The organism is Burkholderia sp. PAMC 26561 (genome assembly GCF_001557535.2).
Taxonomy (GTDB): Bacteria; Pseudomonadota; Gammaproteobacteria; order Burkholderiales; family Burkholderiaceae; genus Caballeronia.
The window spans coordinates 574,306-593,875 of record NZ_CP014315.1; the positions used below are offsets into that span (position 1 = coordinate 574,306).

At 61.5% G+C, this 19,570-nt stretch carries 13 protein-coding genes and 3 pseudogenes; 11 read left to right on the forward strand and 5 right to left on the reverse strand.

Annotated features, from left to right (window positions below):
• Positions 1-129 precede the first annotated feature (129 nt).
• Positions 130-526 (forward strand): annotated as a pseudogene (locus AXG89_RS37315) (phage integrase N-terminal SAM-like domain-containing protein); the annotation flags it as partial.
• A pseudogene (locus tag AXG89_RS37320) lies at positions 527-867 on the forward strand (transposase); the annotation flags it as partial.
• Positions 868-1,348: 481 nt separating this feature from the next.
• Here AXG89_RS37320 and AXG89_RS37325 read toward each other — a convergent pair.
• The 3 genes from AXG89_RS37325 to AXG89_RS37335 form a co-directional block, all read right to left on the reverse strand.
• On the reverse strand, positions 1,349-1,588 hold the full coding sequence (locus tag AXG89_RS37325; protein WP_119024795.1) for a hypothetical protein: 240 nt from the start codon (positions 1,586-1,588) through the stop codon (positions 1,349-1,351).
• 6 nt (positions 1,589-1,594) lie between these two features.
• The gene (locus AXG89_RS37330) at positions 1,595-2,710 is read right to left on the reverse strand and encodes an FUSC family protein (RefSeq protein WP_075360186.1); all 1,116 of its coding nucleotides are present in this window, start codon (positions 2,708-2,710) and stop codon (positions 1,595-1,597) included.
• Between the two features lie 73 nt (positions 2,711-2,783).
• Positions 2,784-3,962 (reverse strand): helix-turn-helix transcriptional regulator, encoded by a 1,179-nt coding sequence (locus AXG89_RS37335; RefSeq protein WP_143325683.1) that lies wholly within the window; start codon positions 3,960-3,962, stop codon positions 2,784-2,786.
• Between the two features lie 416 nt (positions 3,963-4,378).
• On the opposite strand from AXG89_RS37335, the gene AXG89_RS37340 reads away from it, so the two are divergent.
• The 5 genes and pseudogenes from AXG89_RS37340 to AXG89_RS37360 all read left to right on the forward strand — a co-directional run.
• The gene (locus AXG89_RS37340) at positions 4,379-10,537 is read left to right on the forward strand and encodes an autotransporter outer membrane beta-barrel domain-containing protein (protein ID WP_119024796.1); all 6,159 of its coding nucleotides are present in this window, start codon (positions 4,379-4,381) and stop codon (positions 10,535-10,537) included.
• Between the two features lie 63 nt (positions 10,538-10,600).
• Positions 10,601-11,101, forward strand: a complete 501-nt coding sequence (locus AXG89_RS37345; RefSeq protein ID WP_236873683.1) for a cupin domain-containing protein — start codon at positions 10,601-10,603, stop codon at positions 11,099-11,101.
• Complete coding sequence (locus AXG89_RS37350; protein WP_075360189.1) at positions 11,098-11,772, forward strand: hypothetical protein; 675 nt, start codon at positions 11,098-11,100, stop codon at positions 11,770-11,772. The genes AXG89_RS37345 and AXG89_RS37350 overlap by 4 nt, the downstream gene beginning before the upstream one ends.
• A 782-nt stretch (positions 11,773-12,554) precedes the next feature.
• Entirely contained in the window at positions 12,555-13,730 is a 1,176-nt protein-coding gene (locus AXG89_RS37355) for an FUSC family protein (RefSeq protein WP_075360190.1), read from the forward strand.
• A 148-nt stretch (positions 13,731-13,878) separates the two neighbouring features.
• A pseudogene (locus tag AXG89_RS37360) lies at positions 13,879-14,755 on the forward strand (transposase); the annotation flags it as partial.
• A 243-nt stretch (positions 14,756-14,998) separates the two neighbouring features.
• On the opposite strand, the gene AXG89_RS37365 reads toward AXG89_RS37360, so the two are convergent.
• A complete protein-coding gene (locus AXG89_RS37365) occupies positions 14,999-15,892 on the reverse strand; it encodes a LysR family transcriptional regulator (RefSeq protein ID WP_075360191.1) in 894 nt (297 codons plus the stop codon).
• A 101-nt stretch (positions 15,893-15,993) separates the two neighbouring features.
• Here AXG89_RS37365 and AXG89_RS37370 point away from each other — a divergent pair, with 101 nt between their 5' ends.
• From AXG89_RS37370 to AXG89_RS37385, 4 genes are all read left to right on the forward strand, one after another.
• Entirely contained in the window at positions 15,994-16,407 is a 414-nt protein-coding gene (locus AXG89_RS37370) for a (R)-mandelonitrile lyase (protein WP_075360361.1), read from the forward strand.
• An 11-nt stretch (positions 16,408-16,418) separates the two neighbouring features.
• Entirely contained in the window at positions 16,419-17,402 is a 984-nt protein-coding gene (locus AXG89_RS37375) for an aldo/keto reductase (RefSeq protein WP_075360192.1), read from the forward strand.
• Positions 17,403-17,446: 44 nt separating this feature from the next.
• The gene (locus AXG89_RS37380) at positions 17,447-18,274 is read left to right on the forward strand and encodes an SDR family oxidoreductase (RefSeq protein WP_075360193.1); all 828 of its coding nucleotides are present in this window, start codon (positions 17,447-17,449) and stop codon (positions 18,272-18,274) included.
• Between the two features lie 395 nt (positions 18,275-18,669).
• The gene (locus tag AXG89_RS37385; protein ID WP_075360194.1) at positions 18,670-19,071 is read left to right on the forward strand and encodes a hypothetical protein; all 402 of its coding nucleotides are present in this window, start codon (positions 18,670-18,672) and stop codon (positions 19,069-19,071) included.
• Between the two features lie 49 nt (positions 19,072-19,120).
• Here the strand turns inward: AXG89_RS37385 and AXG89_RS37390 are convergent, their stop codons facing one another.
• Entirely contained in the window at positions 19,121-19,552 is a 432-nt protein-coding gene (locus AXG89_RS37390; RefSeq protein WP_075360195.1) for a winged helix-turn-helix transcriptional regulator, read from the reverse strand.
• Positions 19,553-19,570: the final 18 nt, after the last annotated feature.

Sequence of the window (19,570 nt, forward strand, 5' to 3'; positions counted from 1 at the left end):
CCAGAGGACTAAACCGCTCGCGCGGTAGGCCCTCCGTTTGAGACATGTGGTTTTTCGAAAGGGACCCGGCTTGGTTTCCTATGTTGATTGAGGAGGCGATCCGCCTCGTTACTCGACAGGAGCCGAGCAATGACGACATCCACCGAAGCTATCAACCCGTTACGCCAGCGCATGATGGACGACATGCGCATGCGTCGCCTCGCGCCGACCACGCAATCCAACTACCTTCGCGTCGTATGCCAGTTCACAGTCTTCCTCGGACGCTCGCCCGACACCGCGACCGTTGAGAATTGCGACGCTACCGTTGCATCTAGTTGACCGCGGCGTGTCGCCGGTCTCTCTAAACGCCGCGATCACCGGGCGCACTTTGCCCGTCATCCTCAGTCGCGATGAAGTGGGTCGACTGATCGCAGCAGCCAGTAATCTCAAGCATCAGACGGCGCTCGCTGTTGCTTATCGGACCGGATTGCGCGCGAGTGAAGTGGCAGTCCTGAAGGTCGGTGACATCGACAGCCAGCGCATGACGCGTTGGAAGGACTACCGTGTGAATGGAAGTACAAGACCATGACACTCGAAGCCGATGAGTTCGTGCGACGGTTCCTGCTGCACGTGCTGCCGGGCGGCTTCCACAGCATCCGTCATTACGGTCTGCTCGCGAACTCTTCGCGGCGCGAGAATCTCGCGAAGATACGCGAGTTGCTTGGCGTAGTGCCTGCCCTTATCGAAACCAATGCCGACGTTGTAGCCACAGCCGCGGTACCGTCAACCTTTGTTTGCCGGCACTGCGGTTCGCCGATGATCATCATCGACATACTGCAACGTAGCAGACCTAACCGGGCGCCACCGGTTGAGCGAGCCTACGCATGAGCGCCATCATGTCAGCGTGCACCGATCGACTATCGGCTCTTCGGCAACGAGAGCCTAAAGAAGACGCTTGCGCGCATCGCACCAAACCAGCAGTTTGGCGCTCGTCAAACCCTCCACATAGCGATACCTGCACTGCCGCTGCCACGATCTTGCTGATTTAGGCTCACCGTCATCCGCGTTTCAATTTATCCCACGAACGATCCGCCTTGATAAATCGCCACAGCAGTGAACGTTTCGATCACATCGGAGCAGTCCGCGGTTTCCTCCCTTGGGCTTGTAGGACGCCTGCCCGCCCGATTCTGCGCGACTTCGCCTGCACGCGGGTCAGAGCAGGCATCCTACAACCCTAAACAGTTATAGCCGCTCGCCCTCCTACTAATTTGTCATTGGAATGGCCGACCCGCCTTCATAACCTGTCGGACGCCTTGTTATGACCGACAAGCGGAAATCACGTGTCGATCCGGTCGGTGGCACCTTTCCCTCAAACGGGCGACGAAACAATAGACGTGACGTTGCATTCCTTCGCCATGGCGACGATGACTTTCTTCAGAAATTTACTGTGGAGTGTTGCGACTCGACGGCGTAAATCGTCTATTTCGAGCGCTGCAATCCATAAGTCGATCTGCAAAAAGCGGCCCCAATCGAAAACATATTTGGCGGTTCGAACACATTCCTTGCCGACGCCTTGATCCAAAAGGTCGTGACGGCGGACAGCCTTCAAAAGTTCTTATGTCCCGGACCTAGGCGTGTGTATCGGGAAGACGACCATCGCGGTGACGATGCCAAGCGCGCCCCCGAGCAGCGTCTCCCAGGCCCGTGCAGTAAGGAGCGCGTATGAATGTACACCGCTTACCGCGAGCGTCACGATCAACGTAAAGGCGAACGCCGCACAGGCAATGTCGTAGCGCTCTGGTAACGCCATCGCATAGATGACCATTGCGATTGCGGCCGCAGCCCAGACCACGAGCGGCGCGTGTTCGGCGATCGGCAAACAGGCGAGCCCGAGCGGAACGCCAATCAGCGTGCCGATTATCCGGCGACGCACCCGGTCTACCGTGCCGGTTGCCGAACCGGCGACGACGTAGGTGCACGCGGTGATCGCCCAGGCGGACTCCTCAAGCCCGACCAGACCGTTCAGAACGACGATGACCGACGCGCCGATGGCAGCCTGGAATCCCATGCATAACTCGGGCGAGTATCTGCCCGGAACGACTTGCGTGTCGGCGGCTAGCACGGCCAGCGTGACAGGCCGCTCAGCCGGCCCGCTGAGCATCCGCGGCACGACCGACGCCAGCGCAGCGATCAGTGTGGCGATCGCGATCGCCACTACGTCGTCCGTTGTCAAACGAGCGCCGTAAGCGAGTAACTCGCCAATATAAATCTGGGACCCGATGCCTGCGCCTAGCACGCCAAATCGTTTGAGATAGCCGACAAGGAACGCGCCTGTCACTAAAACCATTTCCGGACCCGCTCGGCCGGTCGAGCGCAGCGCCTCGGACAGGAATACGAACAGAAGCGCACCTAAGCCCGCAGAAAGGCTCAGTAACGCGAGATCGCGAGCGGACTCGGCTCGTGTACATTTTCCCTCGGACACGCTTGCCCACAGTGCGAAGCTTCCAGCGAGGTAGCTGAGTGGGATGCTGCCCGGCACGTGATGAGCAATATCCTGCAACGCTCCCAATCCAGCCGCGATGCCGTACGCCGTGACGAGCCGAAGCCCTTTGATGCGTCGGTGCGTGCCGGGATCGACGTGGTCCAGCCAGCGTCCGAGTGCTGGGACCTGAGGCGGGGCACGTCGTGACTTATCGCCTTGATCCGGAGAGCGCTGCGGGCTGTCGTTCATTGGTGGCTGTCCATGACCTCGTCGGGGGAATTCTGGTCGGCTATGAAATGCTCGGCGCGCGCCGTGAACTGGCTTACGACGCCGCAGGCAGCATGGCCGAGCTGATCGCGATGATCCGCTCAAGGTCGCGCAGGCTCGCGGCATTCGTCTTGCGCAGAATAGTTTTTACCTGTGTGCGGACTGTATCCAGGGAGACTTGTCTGTGCCGCGCCACGTCTTCGGCGGTCGCGCCGCCGCTAAAGCGCAAGGCGACTTCCGCTTCCGCTTTGGTCAGGCCGTAAAGTTCGCTCATGAGGCTCGGCGGGGGTAACCACGCTTGATTCAACTGCCGAACGACCAGCATTGCCGCGCCGGGAGTGACGCCGTAGCGGTCAGCCGGACGGGCAAACAAATGACTTACGGCAGGAGACACGAGCACCGCCAACTGCGCGTTTTGGGCCGGCTCGTCGCGCGTGGTCCGCAATCTGAATGCCCCGCCCGAGCCGCCAGCGGTCGCGTCGGCGACGAGTTTGACCAGCGTCGATTGATCCTCCGGGTGGCGCGCAAGCAGACGGATGTCGCCCACGCCAGGGTGTGGTCCCGATCCGAGCATCGAGAGGCCGCATCGACCGCCGTCCATCAATCTGCTCGCTGCGGCGTTCGCATGCAGGATTCGCATAGAACGGTCCACGAGCACGACAGCGATCGCGAGTGCATCCAGCGCGCCGGAACCGAGGTGCGTCCGGTCAGCGATCGCGAGCCGCTTTTCCAGTTGAAGCGCGCGCTGCAGATGGGGCAATAGTGTCAGCAAGCGGCGCTTGTCGGCGTCGCTGAAAGGTCCGCTCCTCGCATCGCGCGAAAAGCCTATGGGAGCGAACGACTCCGCGCCCGACAAGCCTCCCAGCAGATAACGAAATCCGGCTGGTCGCGCGTAATCGGCGAAGTACTCGGACTTGTTCAGCGTGCTGTACGGGACGATTTCTTCGTCCACCACCACATTGATACGAGGCAATCTGGTGTCGCGAAAGTGTTGTTCGGCCGACTGGCGATACGGATCGATCCGGTGGTAGTACGCGGCGTACGAGACGGCGAGTTCGTCGCCGCCGCCCAGAACCGGGTGAATCCTGCCTGGTACCTCCGGCAGCACCAGACTGACGCGCTGTGCGCCAAAGAGCATGCACAGGCGTGGGGCGACATCGTCCCATGCCGCCCCGTCGCCGGTCGCTGCGGCATAGATCAAATTAATGACATCAGACAGAGCGGACTCGGGCACTAAAGCCTCCGACTGCCGAAGTGATGCAGTTACATACCCAGTTAAGGGGATGGAATAGCAGTCGAAATTTTACACAATTCTCCCAGGCCGAATTGGCAGAAATGTTCGGCACACACATTGACGGATCGCGTCGACTGGCTCTGCACGCCGCCACATCGATCGCGAAATGGACGACTCACCGGGTTTGCCGGTTCACACGCGCCAGCCGCAGAGTCCAGACGAATGTCGATGTGGAGCCAAGTTAGACGCAACTCTCTCAACCCATCAGATCCGAGGATCATTCCATGTCGGTCCGTCATTCGTGTCGTCTCAGCAGTAGAAGCACTTCCTTATCGGCTCGCGCCGCAACCGCGGGACACCCTGCGCGCGCCGCGTTCGATGGGACGCCGCGCCTCGCGCGCCGCCGTCTCGTCCAAATGGTCCACTTGGCCCTCGGCGCATCGGCGGGCGGTTTGATGCTCGGCGCGCACGCACAGACGAGCGGCAACCCGTGCGCCGGGCTTTCGGCGAATGTCTGCACCATCGGCGCCGCGGGATCTCCGGGCACGCCCGGACCGAAGAGCGGTCCCGACAATAGCGGCAATCCCGGCACGGCGGCGGGTTCCGCACCTGCGCTGTCGGCCACCTTCAGCCAGTCGTCGCCGACCGTGTTTTGGAGCGTAGGAAGCGCAGGTAACGAGCCTTCCGCGATTGGCATGCTGAGTATCGGCGGTACGGGCGGAAGCGGCAGCGACGCAAGCGGCGGAAATAGCACGCTGGTGCCCTTATCCAATCTGAATGGCGGCGACGGCGGCACGGCCGGCGCCGGCGGCAGCGTGGCGCTCGCCATCACATCGGGCGCGCAGGTGCAGGCGATCATGGCCGGCCCGGCCAATCTCGGCGCGGCGAGACAGGCGCCCGCGATATCCGTCGTTTCGCAGGGCGGCGCGGGCGGCGGCGGCGGTGTCCCCAGCACGGGCGGCACGCAAGGCACATCGCAGATCGGCGGCAGCGCGGGCGACGTGACGGTCCAAGACATGGCGAACCCGAACCAGGTCAACCCGTTGACGGGTAGCACGGCCGCGGTAATCGGCTTTGGCTCGGGCATTTATGCGGCGTCCGTCGGCGGCGACGGGGGCACAGGTAATCCGCACGTGACCAGCTTCAGCGAATTCGGTGTCGATGGTGCGGATTCCGATGCGCCGGGCGGGAACGTCACGGTCACAACAGGCACGTCGATCGTCGGATTTGCAAATGGGCGCGTCGGCGGTACCTATCCGAGCGATCAGGGCGCGGGCATCTGGGCGATCAGCGCGGGCGGCGATGGTGGCGCGGGCGGCTCGACCGGAACGGTTCAGGCGGGCGGTCAGGGCGGCACGGGCGGCGCGGGCGCGCCGGGCGGAAACGTCGCCGTAACAGTCCAATCGGGCAGCGTAGCGACGCAGGCTGGCACCGGAACGAACCCAATGACGCCCGCGGTCTGGGCGCAGTCGCTCGGCGGAATAGGTGGCGCGGGCGGTGCGGGCGGCGGCGTGGACAACGGCGGGTTCGCCGGGCATAGCGGCGACGCAGGTTCGGTCACAGTGACAAACAACGGCACGTTATCGACGGCGGGCGCGGCGCACTCGCCGGGCATTCTCGCGCAGTCGCTCGGCGGCGCGGGCGCGAACGGTGGCAAGGGCGGCGGCTTCGGCGCGTCGGGTGGCGAGGGCGCGTTCGGCGGCAACGGGGGCAACGTGCTCGTCGTAGGCAGCGGCAGCATCACGACCAGCACTACCGATTCACCTGGCGTGCTCGCGCAGAGCATCGGCGGAGGCGGCGGCAACGGCGGCGATTCCAGCGGCTGGATGGCGGTCGGTGGCGCGGGCGCTTACGCAGGTTCCGGCGCTAGCGTGACGATCAATTCGAACCAGACCATCACGACGAGCGGGCGGTCGTCGTCGGGCATTCAGGCGCAGAGTATCGGCGGCGGCGGCGGCAACGGCGGCGACGCCACGAGCGGGCAAGGCGCGGAAATCAATCTGGTGATCGGCGGCAGCGGGAACGCGGGCGGCAACGGATGGACCGTGCAGGCTTCCAATAGCGGGAATATCGTCACGAGCGGACAGCATGCGTCGGGCATGGAACTTCAGTCGATCGGCGGCGGCGGCGGCAAGGGCGGCGCGGCATTCAGCAACGACACCAACGGTGTCTTCGGCGCGCAGGAATCGGTTGGCGGTAACGGCGCCGCGGGCGGCTCGGCGGCGTGGGTCGGGTTTGTTGACGGATCGACGGATACCAACACGGGCACGATTCGCACCAGCGGATCGGATAGCTTCGGGATCGTGGCGCAGAGTATCGGCGGCGGGGGCGGGCTGGGCGCGGCATCGGTTGCGACATCCAAGACTTATGCGCCCGACGACACGCCATCGCTCTCGCTAACAGCGGCGATCGGAGGCTCGGGCGGCACGGGCGGCGACGGCAGCACCGCGCAGATCACGAACGCGGGCCTGATCGCCACGAGCGGCGCGGGCGGCATCGGCATGATCGCGCAGAGCATCGGCGGGGGCGGCGGTGCGGGCGGGGATTCGTCGGCGACGTCAAGCACGACCGGCAGCGAACTCAACATTGATTCGTCGGTGGCGATCGGCGGCAAGGGTAAATCGGGCGGCGACGCCAACGCGGTGAATGCCGCCAACACCGGCCTGATCGTCACGACGGGTGAATCGGCGGATGGCATCCTGGCCCAGTCGATCGGTGGCGGCGGCGGCAACGGCGGCAGCGGCGATGCACAGGCGAAGGCCACCGGCGACGGTACGAACATCTCGGCGAGCATTCCAATCGGTGGCAATAGCGGAAAAGGCGGCAACGCGCTGGGCCTGGTGCAAGCGAGCAATAGCGGAGCGCTTCTCACGCTCGGGGACGGTGCGTCGGGCATCATCGCGCAGGCCGTGGGCGGCGGAGGCGGGCGCGCGGGCGGCGCGGCGGGCACGAGCAAAGGCGATTTCAGCGCGACCGTGAGCATCGGCGGCTCGGGTGGCACCGGCGGTTCGGCGACCGTCGTGGATGCGGCGAACAATCCGACGGCCTCGGTGCAGGGGAGCAACAGTGGCTCGATCGTCACGTTCGGCGCGGACGCCTCGGCGGTCGTCGCACAGAGCATCGGCGGCGGTGGCGGTATGGGCGGCAAGGCGGCGACGAGCCTCGGCAGCAAGAAGTCCACGGGCGACGGCGGCAACGGCAGCAGCGCCACTAATCCAACGCTCGACGCGCTCGCCAACGCTTTCAAGGACGGCGGCATCGGCAGCCAATACACGAGCGTCGCCGCGTTGAGCGCGCTCGCCGGCCAACTGCTCGATACTTCTCCCGCCACCGTGACCTCGGGCCGTCTCGGTTCAAGCCCGGCGGACGACGCCAGCGATCTTGGCAATCTCGGCGAAGACCAGGGCGACGCGGGCGACGACACCAACGCCACGTCGATCAAGACCAACATCGCGATCGGCGGCTCGGGCGGAGCGGCCGGCAACGGCGGCATCGTGCAGGTCAGCAATACCGGCAGCATCGGCACGATCGGCGTCATGTCCGACGGCATTCTCGCGCAATCGATCGGCGGCGGCGGCGGCAAGGGCGGCGCGGCGACGAGCTCCGGCTCGCTCAGCGTCGATCAGGACAGCGTCAGCGCACCGGTTGCGGTGGGCGGCTCGGGCGGCGCGGCGGGCAGCGGATCGAACGTGACGGTCACCAACGACACCAACGCCAGCATCATCACGATCGGCTCAATGGCGAACGGCATCGTGGCGCAGAGCATCGGCGGCGGCGGCGGGATGGGCGGCGTCGCGGGCGGGCGCAACGGCGCGCTGCAAGGGCTCAATGTCAGCAACAAGGGCATCAACATCGGCGGCGATGAGATCGGCAAGAGCAAGGATGCCGCGACGATCCTAGCCGGCACGGTCACCGTCAACAATAACGCGGGCGCGAGCATTCTCACCGAAAGCCACGACGCAAGCGGGATCATCGCGCAAAGCATCGCCGGAGGCGGCGGCATCGTGAAGGCGGCGTCGACTGACGCCAAAGACAACGCGGGCGGTGGCGCCAACGCGGACCCGATCAAGAACAACGGCACGTTCGAGTTGAACGTCGTCTTCGGCGGCACCGGCAATGACGGCAGTAACGGCTCGGCCGGCGCGGCCAACGTCAGCAACAGCGGCACGATCACGACCCAAGGGCGCAACTCGTACGGCGTGCTCGCGCAAAGCGTGGGCGGCGGTGGCGGAATCGTGCTAGGGGGCGAAATTTCGGGCGGCCCGGGCGGCTTCATGAACATCGCTGCGATGCGCGGCAATGGCGGCGACGTGACCGCGACCACGAACAGCGGCAGCAGCATCGACACCGGCGGGCAGGGTGCAGTCGGCATCTTCGCGCAAAGTGTTGGCGGCGGCGGCGGCATCGCGGGCGACACGGGCTTGTCGCAAGAGCATCTAAATTACTACGCCGCCAATAACCACCCGGGCAGCGGCAACGGCGGCACGGTTGCGGTGACGGTCGGCGCCGGATCGAGCGTGCAGACGAGCGGCGCCAACGCACCAGCGATCATCGCGCAGAGCGTGGGCGGCGGCGGCGGCTACTTCACGGCGGGCGCGAGCGAATACGCGCAAGGCTTGTATGCGGGGTCGTTCGGCGGGTCGGGCATCGGCGGGTCCGTCAACGTGAACGTGAGCGGCACGGTCAGCGCAACGGGCGCGGCGTCGCCCGGGATTTACGCGCAAAGCTCGCAGTCGGGTGGCGCGGACCTGGAGGGATCGCAGATCGTCGTCAACGTCAATCAGGGCGCGACGGTTTCCGGCGGTAAGGACTTCTACCACGGCGGAGACGGCACGGCGGCGGCCATTCAGGTCTTCGAAGGCTTGCTGAGCATCGATGGCACGACGCCGCTCAACGCGGTCAACAATAACGGCCTCATCACCTCGACGGCCGGTGTCAATGGCTCGGCGGTCTTTAGTTACAACGGCGACACGCTCGTGCATAACGGCGCGACCGGTGTGATCGATGGCACGATCAATCTCGAGAACGACGGCGGCGAAGGACTGGTGGTGAACGATCCGGGCGGCACGTTGAATACGGGCTCGACGGTCGCGGCGGCGCTCACGCGCAACAACGGGACACTCGATGTCGGCGGCAGGAGCGCGCCCGGCGCGGTCACTCTCGTGACGGGCGATCTGCAGCAGGGCGCGACGGGCAACATCGTGGTCGACGGCGATCACGTCGCAGGCACAAGCGATCGTCTGGTCGTGGCGGGTAACGCGACGCTCGCGGGCCAACTCGTGATGCGCCCGGCACGTCTTACGAACAGCACGCTGGATGTGATAGACGTGAAAGGCGCGCTCGATGCCTCGCAATTACAGATGAGCAATCCCTACCTCGTCAGATACACGCTGGCGAGTGGCAAGCCGTTGGATGCGCAGAGCGGCGGCCAGTCGCTCTACGTCACGCCGCATGCGAGTTTCGCGGCGAACGCGGAGGGTATGAGCGCGAACGCGCAGGCGGTCGCGACCCATCTGCAGGCCAATTTCGACGCAGGCGCGAATGCCGACGCGCTCGGTACAGCGTTCGCGCAGTTGGCGAATGGTGTTGCGAATCACGCGTCCTATAACGCAGCGCTCAACCGGCTAGGCAATGAAACGCAGCAAGCCGTCGGAACCGCGAGCCTTGCCGCGAGCCACGCGTTCGTCGAGCGCATGTATAGCTGCCCGTCGTTCGACAGCCCGGCCAACGCGATGATGCACGAACGCGACTGCGTGTGGGGACGCATTATTGATAACCATACGAGCGCAGATGGGGCGGGCACGATCGGCTATTCAGCGAACACGTATGCGATGCAGTTCGGTGGCCAGCACGCGATCGGCGACGGTTGGTTCGTCGGCGGCAGCGTCGGCTACGACACGTCGAACCTCGATGGCTCGGATGGTGTCGGCGACGTGACCGGACACGGCCCGCAAGTCGGCGTCGTGCTCAAAAAGGAAATCGGCAACTGGACGATTTCCGGCGGCGCAGACGCAGCCTACGGCTGGTACGACTCCATGCGAAACGTCTCGCTGCCGGGTTATGCCGCACAGGCGAAGGGCGACTTCAACAGCTACGAGGCCGGCTTGCACTCGCGCGTCGCGTACACAATCCCGATGAACGACTGGTACATGAAGCCTTATCTGGACTTGCACGTCGTCCACCTCCATACGGGCGGATTCACGGAGCAGGGCGCGGGTGCGCTGGACCTTGCCGTCAACGGTTCGACTGCCACGACGTTGTCCGCATCGCCGATGTTCGAGGTCGGCGGCCGCTGGACGTTCGCGAACGGCATGGTCTTGCGGCCGGACGTTGCAGCCGGCGCGATTTTCCACAACCGGAATCACTGGGAATCGAGCGCGCAGTTCGTCGGCAGCGCGCCGGGCGTCGCGCCGTTTACTACCCAAACGTCGGCGCCGTCGGCGCTCGCCAAGGTCAAGCTGGACATGAACCTCAGCGTCTCCAAAAGCACGGAGATCAAGCTGGAGTATGGCGGCCAGTTCGGCAGCGGCTACAGCTCGAATGAGGGCATCTTGCGCGTGAATCACCTGTTCTGATTCCGCTTTGCCAAGCACGTCCGCGGCGTTCGGCTTGTACGCTGCATTTTCGGAAACACCACCATGAATATGAATTCCAAATTGACTGAAAGCGCTAGCTTGACGCTTACGAACGATCGACGCGTCGCCATTCCTGAGATCGGGCTTGAGTTGAGGGTCCGCACGCCGCAAGATTTCGCGGGCAGCGGCCTCGAACTGATCGAAACGACAAACGCGCCGGGCTTCGGTCCACCGCTGCACAAGCATCGCGAAGCCGAGATCTTCTACATCTTGCAGGGGCGCTATCTTTTCGAAGTCGATGGCAAGCGCTTTGAAGCGACAGCGGGCGACACCGTCGTGGCGAATGGCAACGTGCCGCATCGCTTCGTAAATACCGACAGCGATCCATCGAAGCAACTGGTGATGATTGTTCCTGGCTTCGACGCGCTCGCGTTCTTTACTAAACTAGGCGCGGCAATGAAGGGCGGAAGGCTCGATGACGAGGCGAAGCAGGCGTTCAGCGCGCGGTGGGGCGTCGAGTTTTTAGGGCCGCCTCTGGGTACTCCGTCAAGGGGGACAGAATGAACGCCGCGCCGCTACAGGTGCGCGATATCGGGAGCTTTCACATCGGCGGCCACATGGTTTCGCTCACTCGGTTAGCGCCGAGATTGCGTGTCAGCACGGCCAATGGCGCGGTTCATCCCATCGATCCCAATGGAGAGATGATCGCCGGGCAGATGTACGTGCAGTACGTCAAGCTCGCGTCGCCTCGCAGTCCGCATCCTCTTTTGCTCTGGCATGGCGGAGGCATGAGCGGCGCCAACTGGGAAACGACACCCGATGGGCGCGCCGGATGGCAGATGTTTTTTCTTCGTGCGGGCTTCGACGTGTTCGTGTCAGATGCAGTCGAACGAGGTCGAGCGTCGTGGGCTCCGTATCCCGACGTCTACGCGGACGCGCCGTATTTCCGCACGGGACGCGAAGCATGGGAGGAAACGTTCCGCTTCGGTCCGGCCGGTTCCTGGCATGCCGATCCTGCGCAACGTCGTACACACGACGGACTTCGCTTTCCTGTCGAGCGGATGGAAAGGTTCATGAACCAGTTCATTCCGCGCTGGGGCGGCAACGATGCGCTCACACAGCATGCCTACGACGCACTCGTTGGCAGTCTCGAAAGCAGCATCGTGCTGACCCACAGTCAAGGCGGCAGTTTTGGGCTCAACGCCGCGCTGCACGCGCCGGATATCGACCAGTAGGATTGACTGGACATTGCTGCGATCCTTGATTTAAGCCATCATGGTATCGGTATCTAAGCATCAAAACCTCTTGCTCATCTGTGCGCAAAGATACATACCCAGGAAATGCGCAGCCATACCAGCAAGCAATACCATCCTGATTATGATGATCAGAGCAATTTTAATTCTGCATGAAAGGTCTCGACTGCGGCAATCACGCGGCAATTGCACTAGAACTCTAGCAGCACGCTTGTATATGATCCGCCGCTGCCGGTGCCGCGAGAAACTTGACTAGCACGCTTGGCGTGCAAAGCGGCGCTCAGATGATTCGGCGTCGTACGGAGAGCGGTGGGTCGAGTTGAGCAACTGGGTCCAAAGAGGTCAGCAGTTTACATTGCGCCTTGAGAAAGTCGAATGAATGATTCCCACTGCGAAACATGGTCATGTGCCGCGCTAGCATTTCCGCCCGAAAAGGCGCGGTCGGAGGCAAGAAAACGAGGTGCCTTGCCTGTTCATATCGCCCGGTTGACTAGCGATTAACTACGTAAATCGGTTTTGCGGTCATGAGAGCGGCCAAACCTGGCGTTCCAGTGCTGATTGAACTTAGATGCGTCCATATATAGCGCGAAAATGAGGGCGGCGCCGATGAGAATTTGATAATTAGCATGAATTCGTTTCCTTAAAAGTCTTGTTTTCGCCGTCGAATCAGCATTGCAGATAATTGTTGCTGCTCGGAGCAGTGGGAGGCGTTTCCACATGGTCTATGTTCCTCGCTTTACCCGTACGAGACTGCGGAGGTGTGGATGACGCTCGTGATCACGCTCGCTCAGATCTGCCAGCTGGCCATATCGTCGCTCGGACGTGAATTGGCGGCCTGGAAGCCTTCTAGGGAGCGCGCGATATTCGGGGCGGAAGCGATGCTTTCGGTCGCACTTTCGGTGGCATTTGCAAACGCATTACATCTTTCTGACACATGGTGGGCGGCGATCAGCAGCTTCGCCGTCATGCAAACGAGTTTCGCCGACTCCGTGCAGCGTGCCGCGCACCGCATCATGGGCACGCTGATTGGTGCCGCGCTTGGAACTATGTTGGGCCCGTGGATCGGCGACCGGCCGTGGTTGTTTGTGCCCGCGCTGGGGGTGATTGGCGGTGTGGCGATTTATCAGGCCAACGGGTCAAGAGCGGCGTACGCCTGGGTCCTGGGCGGAGTGACTGCCCTGATGGTGACGTACGAAGCACATGGGCTCGTGTCACTGCGATCGACCGCATTATTTGCAGCGCTGCGCGTCGCCGAGGTCATGGTTGGAACGCTCGCTTGCCTGTTGGTGGCGAGCGTGTTCCACTTTGGGCGGAAATGGGATTGGAAGAACGGGCCACCATCGATGTTTGCAAGCGCTCGCACAGCGGGCGAATCCGGGGCACCTTCCGCATCAGTTCTTGCGCCGTCTCTAGAATCGATGCGCCCGGCTCGCATGCTGCTGTGCTTGCAGGGCGCACTGGCAATCGTAATCCTTGCTGCCCTTACCTATATTTTGCATCTGCCTGGATTCGCGCAAGCAATGGTCACAGCGATCGCAGTGCTGATATTGAAGCCAGGCTTGCCAGCAGACAGAACGCAGCAGCCGGTCATGGAAAAGATGGTACACCGCGCGGTCGGCTGCCTGCTGGCTGGTTTGCTTGGTGTGGCGCTACTGCCCTTGATGCAGGGGCAAGCGATACTGTGCATGTTCGCGCTGTCGGTCGGAGTATGGATAGGATGTCACGTGCAAACGGGGCGGCAAGGAGCAAGCTACGTTGGCCGGCAATTCACGATCGCGTTCATCATGGTATTTGTGCAGGACCATCATTGGTCGGCCGATCCGGTACCTGCGCTGATGCGGCTATCGGGCATTGTTATTGGAATGGTCGTGCTGGCAGGCGTGATACTCGCGACCAGTAGACCGCATTTGCTGGTGTCGTCGAACGACGTAAGCGTTTGAGACTCGCTTCACCTGCTCGTCGTCGGGCAATCCTTTTCCAATATCCGCTTTCGACAATATTAGGCGTCTATACCGCGTCGCGTGCCGTCGATCGGCGGCAGGCGGTAAACGGTACCATGCCGGTGCTCACGGGCCGCCTGTCCTGTCTTTCGATGTGAAGACTGTGCGTCTGTACGAGAAGATCGCGCTCTTGCGCCAGCGCATGCGTGAGCTCGAGCAAATCAAACGGCAGTTGAAGAAGCAACCGGATGGACAGTTGTCGTTTATGGATTCGGATTCCCGTTCGATGACCAGTGGTGGCAAAAGAACCGGCACGGTTGGCTACAACGTTCAGGCCACCGTGGACACGAAGCATCATTTGATCGTCGAACACGACGTGACGAATGTCGGAAGCGATCAAGGCCTACTCAGCGGGGTGGCTTTGTCGGCGAAGAACGCGATGGGCAAGCCGAAGCTGAAGGTAGTGGCTGACCGGGGCTACTTCAGCGGTCCGGATATTCGCGCGTGCGAACTGGCCGGGATCAAAGCGTATGTCCCGAAACCACTTACCTCGGCATCAAGGAAGAAAGGGCTCTTTACCAAGCGCGACTTCGTCTACGTTGCAAGGAACAATGAGTATCGATGCCCGGCAGGCGAGCGCGCAATTTATCGATTCAACACGGTTGAGCATGACATGAATCTGCAGGTGTACTGGCCCAGTGCATGCCCGCGTTGCCATCTCAAGCAGCGATGTTCGTCCAGCGACTATCACCGAATCCGACGACGGGAGCACGAACATATTCTGGATGCCATGCAGCGCCGGCTCGATCGCAAGCCTGATGCAATGACCATCCGCCGAAGTACTGTCGAGCATGTATTCGGCACGCTCAAGCAGTGGATGGGTGCCACACACTTTCTGACCTGGACGCTCGGATGGGTGAGTACCGAAATGAGTCTTCAGGTATTGGCCTACAACCTGAAAGCGCGTCATGAATCTACTAGGGGTTGCTCGGACAATAAAGGCGATGAGGATGGCTGAAACCTAAGGCCCTGAGGGGCTTTTTTACGTTCGAGACGTTACGTTAGCGCGGGCTCGACCTACCAAACTCGAATAGTTACGCTGTCGGCTCGCATCCACCGACAAAACACAGTTTCCACACACCCTCGGCCACAAGCGGTCATTGCGTCCCTTCAACTATCCGGCATCCGTTAGGCCGTTCGACTGCTGAAAACGGTCGCCCTAGTCGACCCTGCGCGATTGCGAAAAATCGTTTTGTCCCGCGAAGGAGCTATGAGCCTCGACGCAGCGCATCAGCAACGACGGCGAACGCGGGAGTCGGCTGACGTCGGCTGGGATAGTAAAGATGAAAGCCGGAAAACGACGGGCACCAGTCAGACAGCACCCGCAACAGATCCCCTCTTTCGATTTCCATTAAGACTCGTTGTTCAGGAACGAATGCAAGGCCGGCGCCCGCGAGCGCGGCTTTCACGGCCATCGTCGCCGTATTGAAGACAAGTTGTCCTTCGACGCGCACGTTCAACTCCCGTCCTCCTTTCTTGAACTCCCACGCGTAAATGCCACCGGCCGTTGGCAGCCGAATATTGACGCAGTTATGCGCCGTCAGGTCTTGTGGCGTCTTCGGCTTTGGATGCATGACGAAATACCCGGGTGTACCAACAACGGCCATGCGAACTTCCGGGCCGATGCGAACGGCGACCATGTCCTTTGCAACCTGCTCTCCAAGCCGCACGCCCGCATCAAGTCTTTGTTCGACGATGTCCGTGAGTCCGTTGTCGATGACGATTTCGATCGTGATGTCCGGGTAGTCGGGAAGAAGCCGTTCGATCACCGGCCACAGCAGCAATTCTGCCGCGTGCTCTCCCGCAGCGATTCGCACAATACCCGCCGGGGTGTCCCGTAACGCGGTGAGCGCGTTCAGTTCGGTCTCGATCTCATCGAGGCGCGGGCCGACTGACTGGATCAGCCGTTCGCCCGCGTCAGTCGGCGAGATATTGCGTGTCGTTCTCGTCAAAAGCCTCAGTCCGAGCCGCGCTTCGAGATTGCGCACAGTCTGACTCAACGCAGACTGTGAAACGCCAAGCTTCGCGGCAGCTTTGGTGAAGCTGCCCTCGCGAGCCACGCAGAGAAACGACGTAATGTCCGATAAATTGGAACGTACCATTTATAAGCCCACCTTCTAACTTCATGCCGATTTTAGCTCTTTATCACGGGAAGACGCGTTGCTACATTAAAGGTCAAGACAAACCGCTATAAGGAATGCTCATGCAGATCATCGAATGCGGCTCGCAGCCTTCTGCGATTGGCCCGGCCGAATACTTCACCGGGACGGTGAGGATCGACGCGCCATTTGCTGGTGAAGAACCCGCCCGGATCGGCGGCGCAACTGTGACGTTCGAACCGGGCGCGCGGACAGCGTGGCACACGCACCCGCTCGGTCAGACCCTGATCGTGACGGCAGGCCACGGCTGGGTGCAGCGTGACGGCGGACCGGTCGAGAAAATCAGAGCCGGCGACATTGTCTGGATTGCCCCCGGAGAAAAGCACTGGCACGGCGCGACCGCCACCACGGCGATGACGCACATTGCAATTGCTGAAAAGCTCAACGGCAGTCCAGTCGCCTGGATGGAGAAGGTTACGGACGAGCAGTATCAAGGCAACGTAACCATAAAGGACTAACGAGTCAGATCATGAAAAAACGTATTCTCGGAAAAAGCGGCTTGGAAGTATCAGCGCTCGGCCTCGGCTGCATGGGGCTGAGCTTCGCGTACGGACCCGCAACGGAGAAAGCCGATGCAGTTCAACTCATCCGCTCAGCCTTTGATCAGGGCGTGACCTTCTTCGATACCGCGGAAGCGTATGCACAGGGCGCGAACGAAACCCTGCTGGGCGAGGCCGTTGCGCCGTTCCGTGATCAGGTTGTGATCGCGACCAAGTTCGGTTTCGAGGGTGGTGATGTTCAGAAGGGCGTCAATAGCAAGCCGGACAATATCCGCGCGGTAACGGACGCGGCGCTCAAGCGGCTGCGCACAGATCGCATTGACCTGCTCTATCAGCACCGGGTCGATCCCGATGTGCCGATGGAGGATGTCGCCGGCGCGGTCAAAGACCTGATTCAACAGGGCAAGGTGAGGTATTTCGGCATGTCGGAGGCGGGCGTAGAGTCGATCCGCCGTGCGCATGCCGTGCAACCGGTCGCGGCGCTGCAAAGCGAATATTCGCTGTGGTGGCGTGGACCCGAGAAAGAAATTCTGCCGCTGCTCGAAGAACTTGGAATCGGCTTCGTGCCGTTTAGCCCGCTCGGAAAGGGCTTCCTGACTGGCGCAATCAACTCGAGCACCGGCTTCGACAAATCTGACTTCCGCAATGTTGTGCCGCGTTTCTCGGAAGAAAACCGCAAGGCCAATCAGACGCTAATCGACGTGCTTAAGCAGATTTCCACGAGTCTGAACGCGACGCCGGCGCAAGTCGCGCTCGCGTGGCTGCTTGCACAAAAGCCGTGGATCGCACCGATTCCGGGCACGACAAAGCTGCATCGACTGAAGGAAAATATCGGTGGTGCTGCGATTGAACTGACGGCCGACAACCTGAACGATATTGATGCGCGGCTCGCGAACATCGCCGTGCAAGGCGAGCGCTACCCCGCCCATTTGCAGGCACGCGTTGGAAAGTAACTCGTATCTACCCGCTGCGCCGGTTGGCGCGAGCAAAGGAAATCATGCAAAAGGTTATCGTTGTTATTGGCCCCGGATCAATTGGGCAGGCCATAGCGCGTCGGGTGGGGGCTGGAAAGCGTCTGCTCCTCGCGGATTTGCGCGAGGAGAATGCCGATTCAGCGGCAAGGACGCTCAGCGAAGCGGGTTTCGATGTCACGACAGCAGTCGTTGATGTGTCTTCTCGCGCGTCGGTCGAAGCCCTCGTTGCCAGGGCGACGTCATTGGGCGCAGTTCACGGTCTGATCCACGCTGCCGGAGTGTCGCCATCGCAGGCTTCACCCGAGACAATCTTTGAAGTCGATCTATATGGCACCGCATTGGTTCTCGAAAAATTCGGCGAAGTTATTGCTGAAGGGGGCTCGGCGGTCGTCATTGCGTCCCAGTCAGGCCATCGTCTGCCACCGCTTACGGCCGAGCTGATTGAAGCGCTCGCGACGACGCCGATCGAAGACTTGCTGAAGCTGCCGATGCTTCAACTGGATCAGGTGAACGATTCGCTGCATGCTTATCAGCTTTCTAAGCGGGGAAACTCGCTGCGCGTCATGTATGAAGCTCTCCGTTGGGGTGAGCGCGGCGCACGCGTTAATACCATCAGTCCGGGCATCATCGTCACACCGCTGGCGAAGGACGAACTGACGGGGCCACGCGGCGCGGGCTATCGAAGGATGATAGACGGCTGCCCAGCGAAACGTGCGGGAACACCTGACGAAGTTGCGAACGTAGCGGCGATGCTGATGGGATCCGATGGCGCTTTCATCACCGGCAGCGACTTTTTAATGGACGGGGGCGTTACCGCTTCTTACTGGTTTGGAGCGCTTGCCCCGCACTAAAGATCAGTGGGCCGGTCATATATCGAAAGCGGTCATTGCAGGATCACAATCCCAGACGGCCGAGTTGGGTCGAAGCCAGCCGTCGAACATCTTTCACATCCGGACCAGCGCGAGGGCATCTGTCGTGATCGTGGCCGCGTACCACTCGCATTGTGCACGATGCAACTGCTCGATGAGTAGCACGCGGCCAACCACGTAATGCCGATTTCTTTGGGCTTAGCGACCGTCACGTTTTTGAGTTCCTATACTATTTACCATCGCATCATTCTTGGCATCGATGGTGCGCGCAGCCAACGCATCCGTGACAGGAACAGCAAGCTAGCCAAAAGGCGGGAAGCTGCTCCACCAATACCTACGTTTCTCCAGCCGTTCACCGCCTTCGATCGGAATACGTCATGCCAGCAGAGTGGAAGCGCCGCTTCCGGTTGTTTATCCAGCGCTTCTGGCAACCGACCAGCGCGTGCATGACCTGCATGCCGGGGAGTTGGTCCAACATCATGAGCCTCGGCCATTGGACGATTGCATTCCATACAGGTCTGCTCACCGGACTTCTGGCTGTACTTTTGACTTTCACGCCTGCGGCGAAGCTCTACACCAATCGATATGGAAATTCGCTGGTGGTCGGCATCCTGACAACGATAGGCGACGCCTATTCCCATGCAAGTCACTACCGCATTCCCTACGTCGAGCACATCGTAACGGGTGCTATCTCGGGCCTCCTGGCGCTGGCTGCCTCATATCTCTTCGAAGACCGTGCGCGGCGTCTGAGGACAGCGTGGGTTTGGGTTTTCAGATAGCTTATCCCTTTGATTCCGCACCACGCCAAGCCGCGCATATCCGCAGCCATCACCGGGGCCGCTGATCAAATTCCTGCCGCGCCTTCTCCACCGTATCCAGATTGTTGGCCGCCCAGACCCAGACTCCACAGAACGCAGCGCCCAACGTGATCCCGAGGTCAGTGAGCTTATATTCGACCTTCGGTGGAACGACCGGATACACCGTGCGCACCACCAGACCATCACGCTCCATCGCGCGCAGGGTCTGGGTGAGCATCTTTTGACTGATTCCCTCGACCAGTTCGCTGAGCCGGCTGAAACGCAGCGGCGACTTCTCCGTGAGGATCTCGAGGATCAACATCGTCCATTTGTCTGCAACGCGACCGATCAGATCTCTGACCAACGATGCAATCCGGGGATCGAGATCGATTGGTGGCGTCAGGCTCGCGTAGTACTGCGCAGCGGCGATCTGTTCCTTGGTGAACTCAGGGACTCGCTCCATTTCACACTCTCCGTTTGG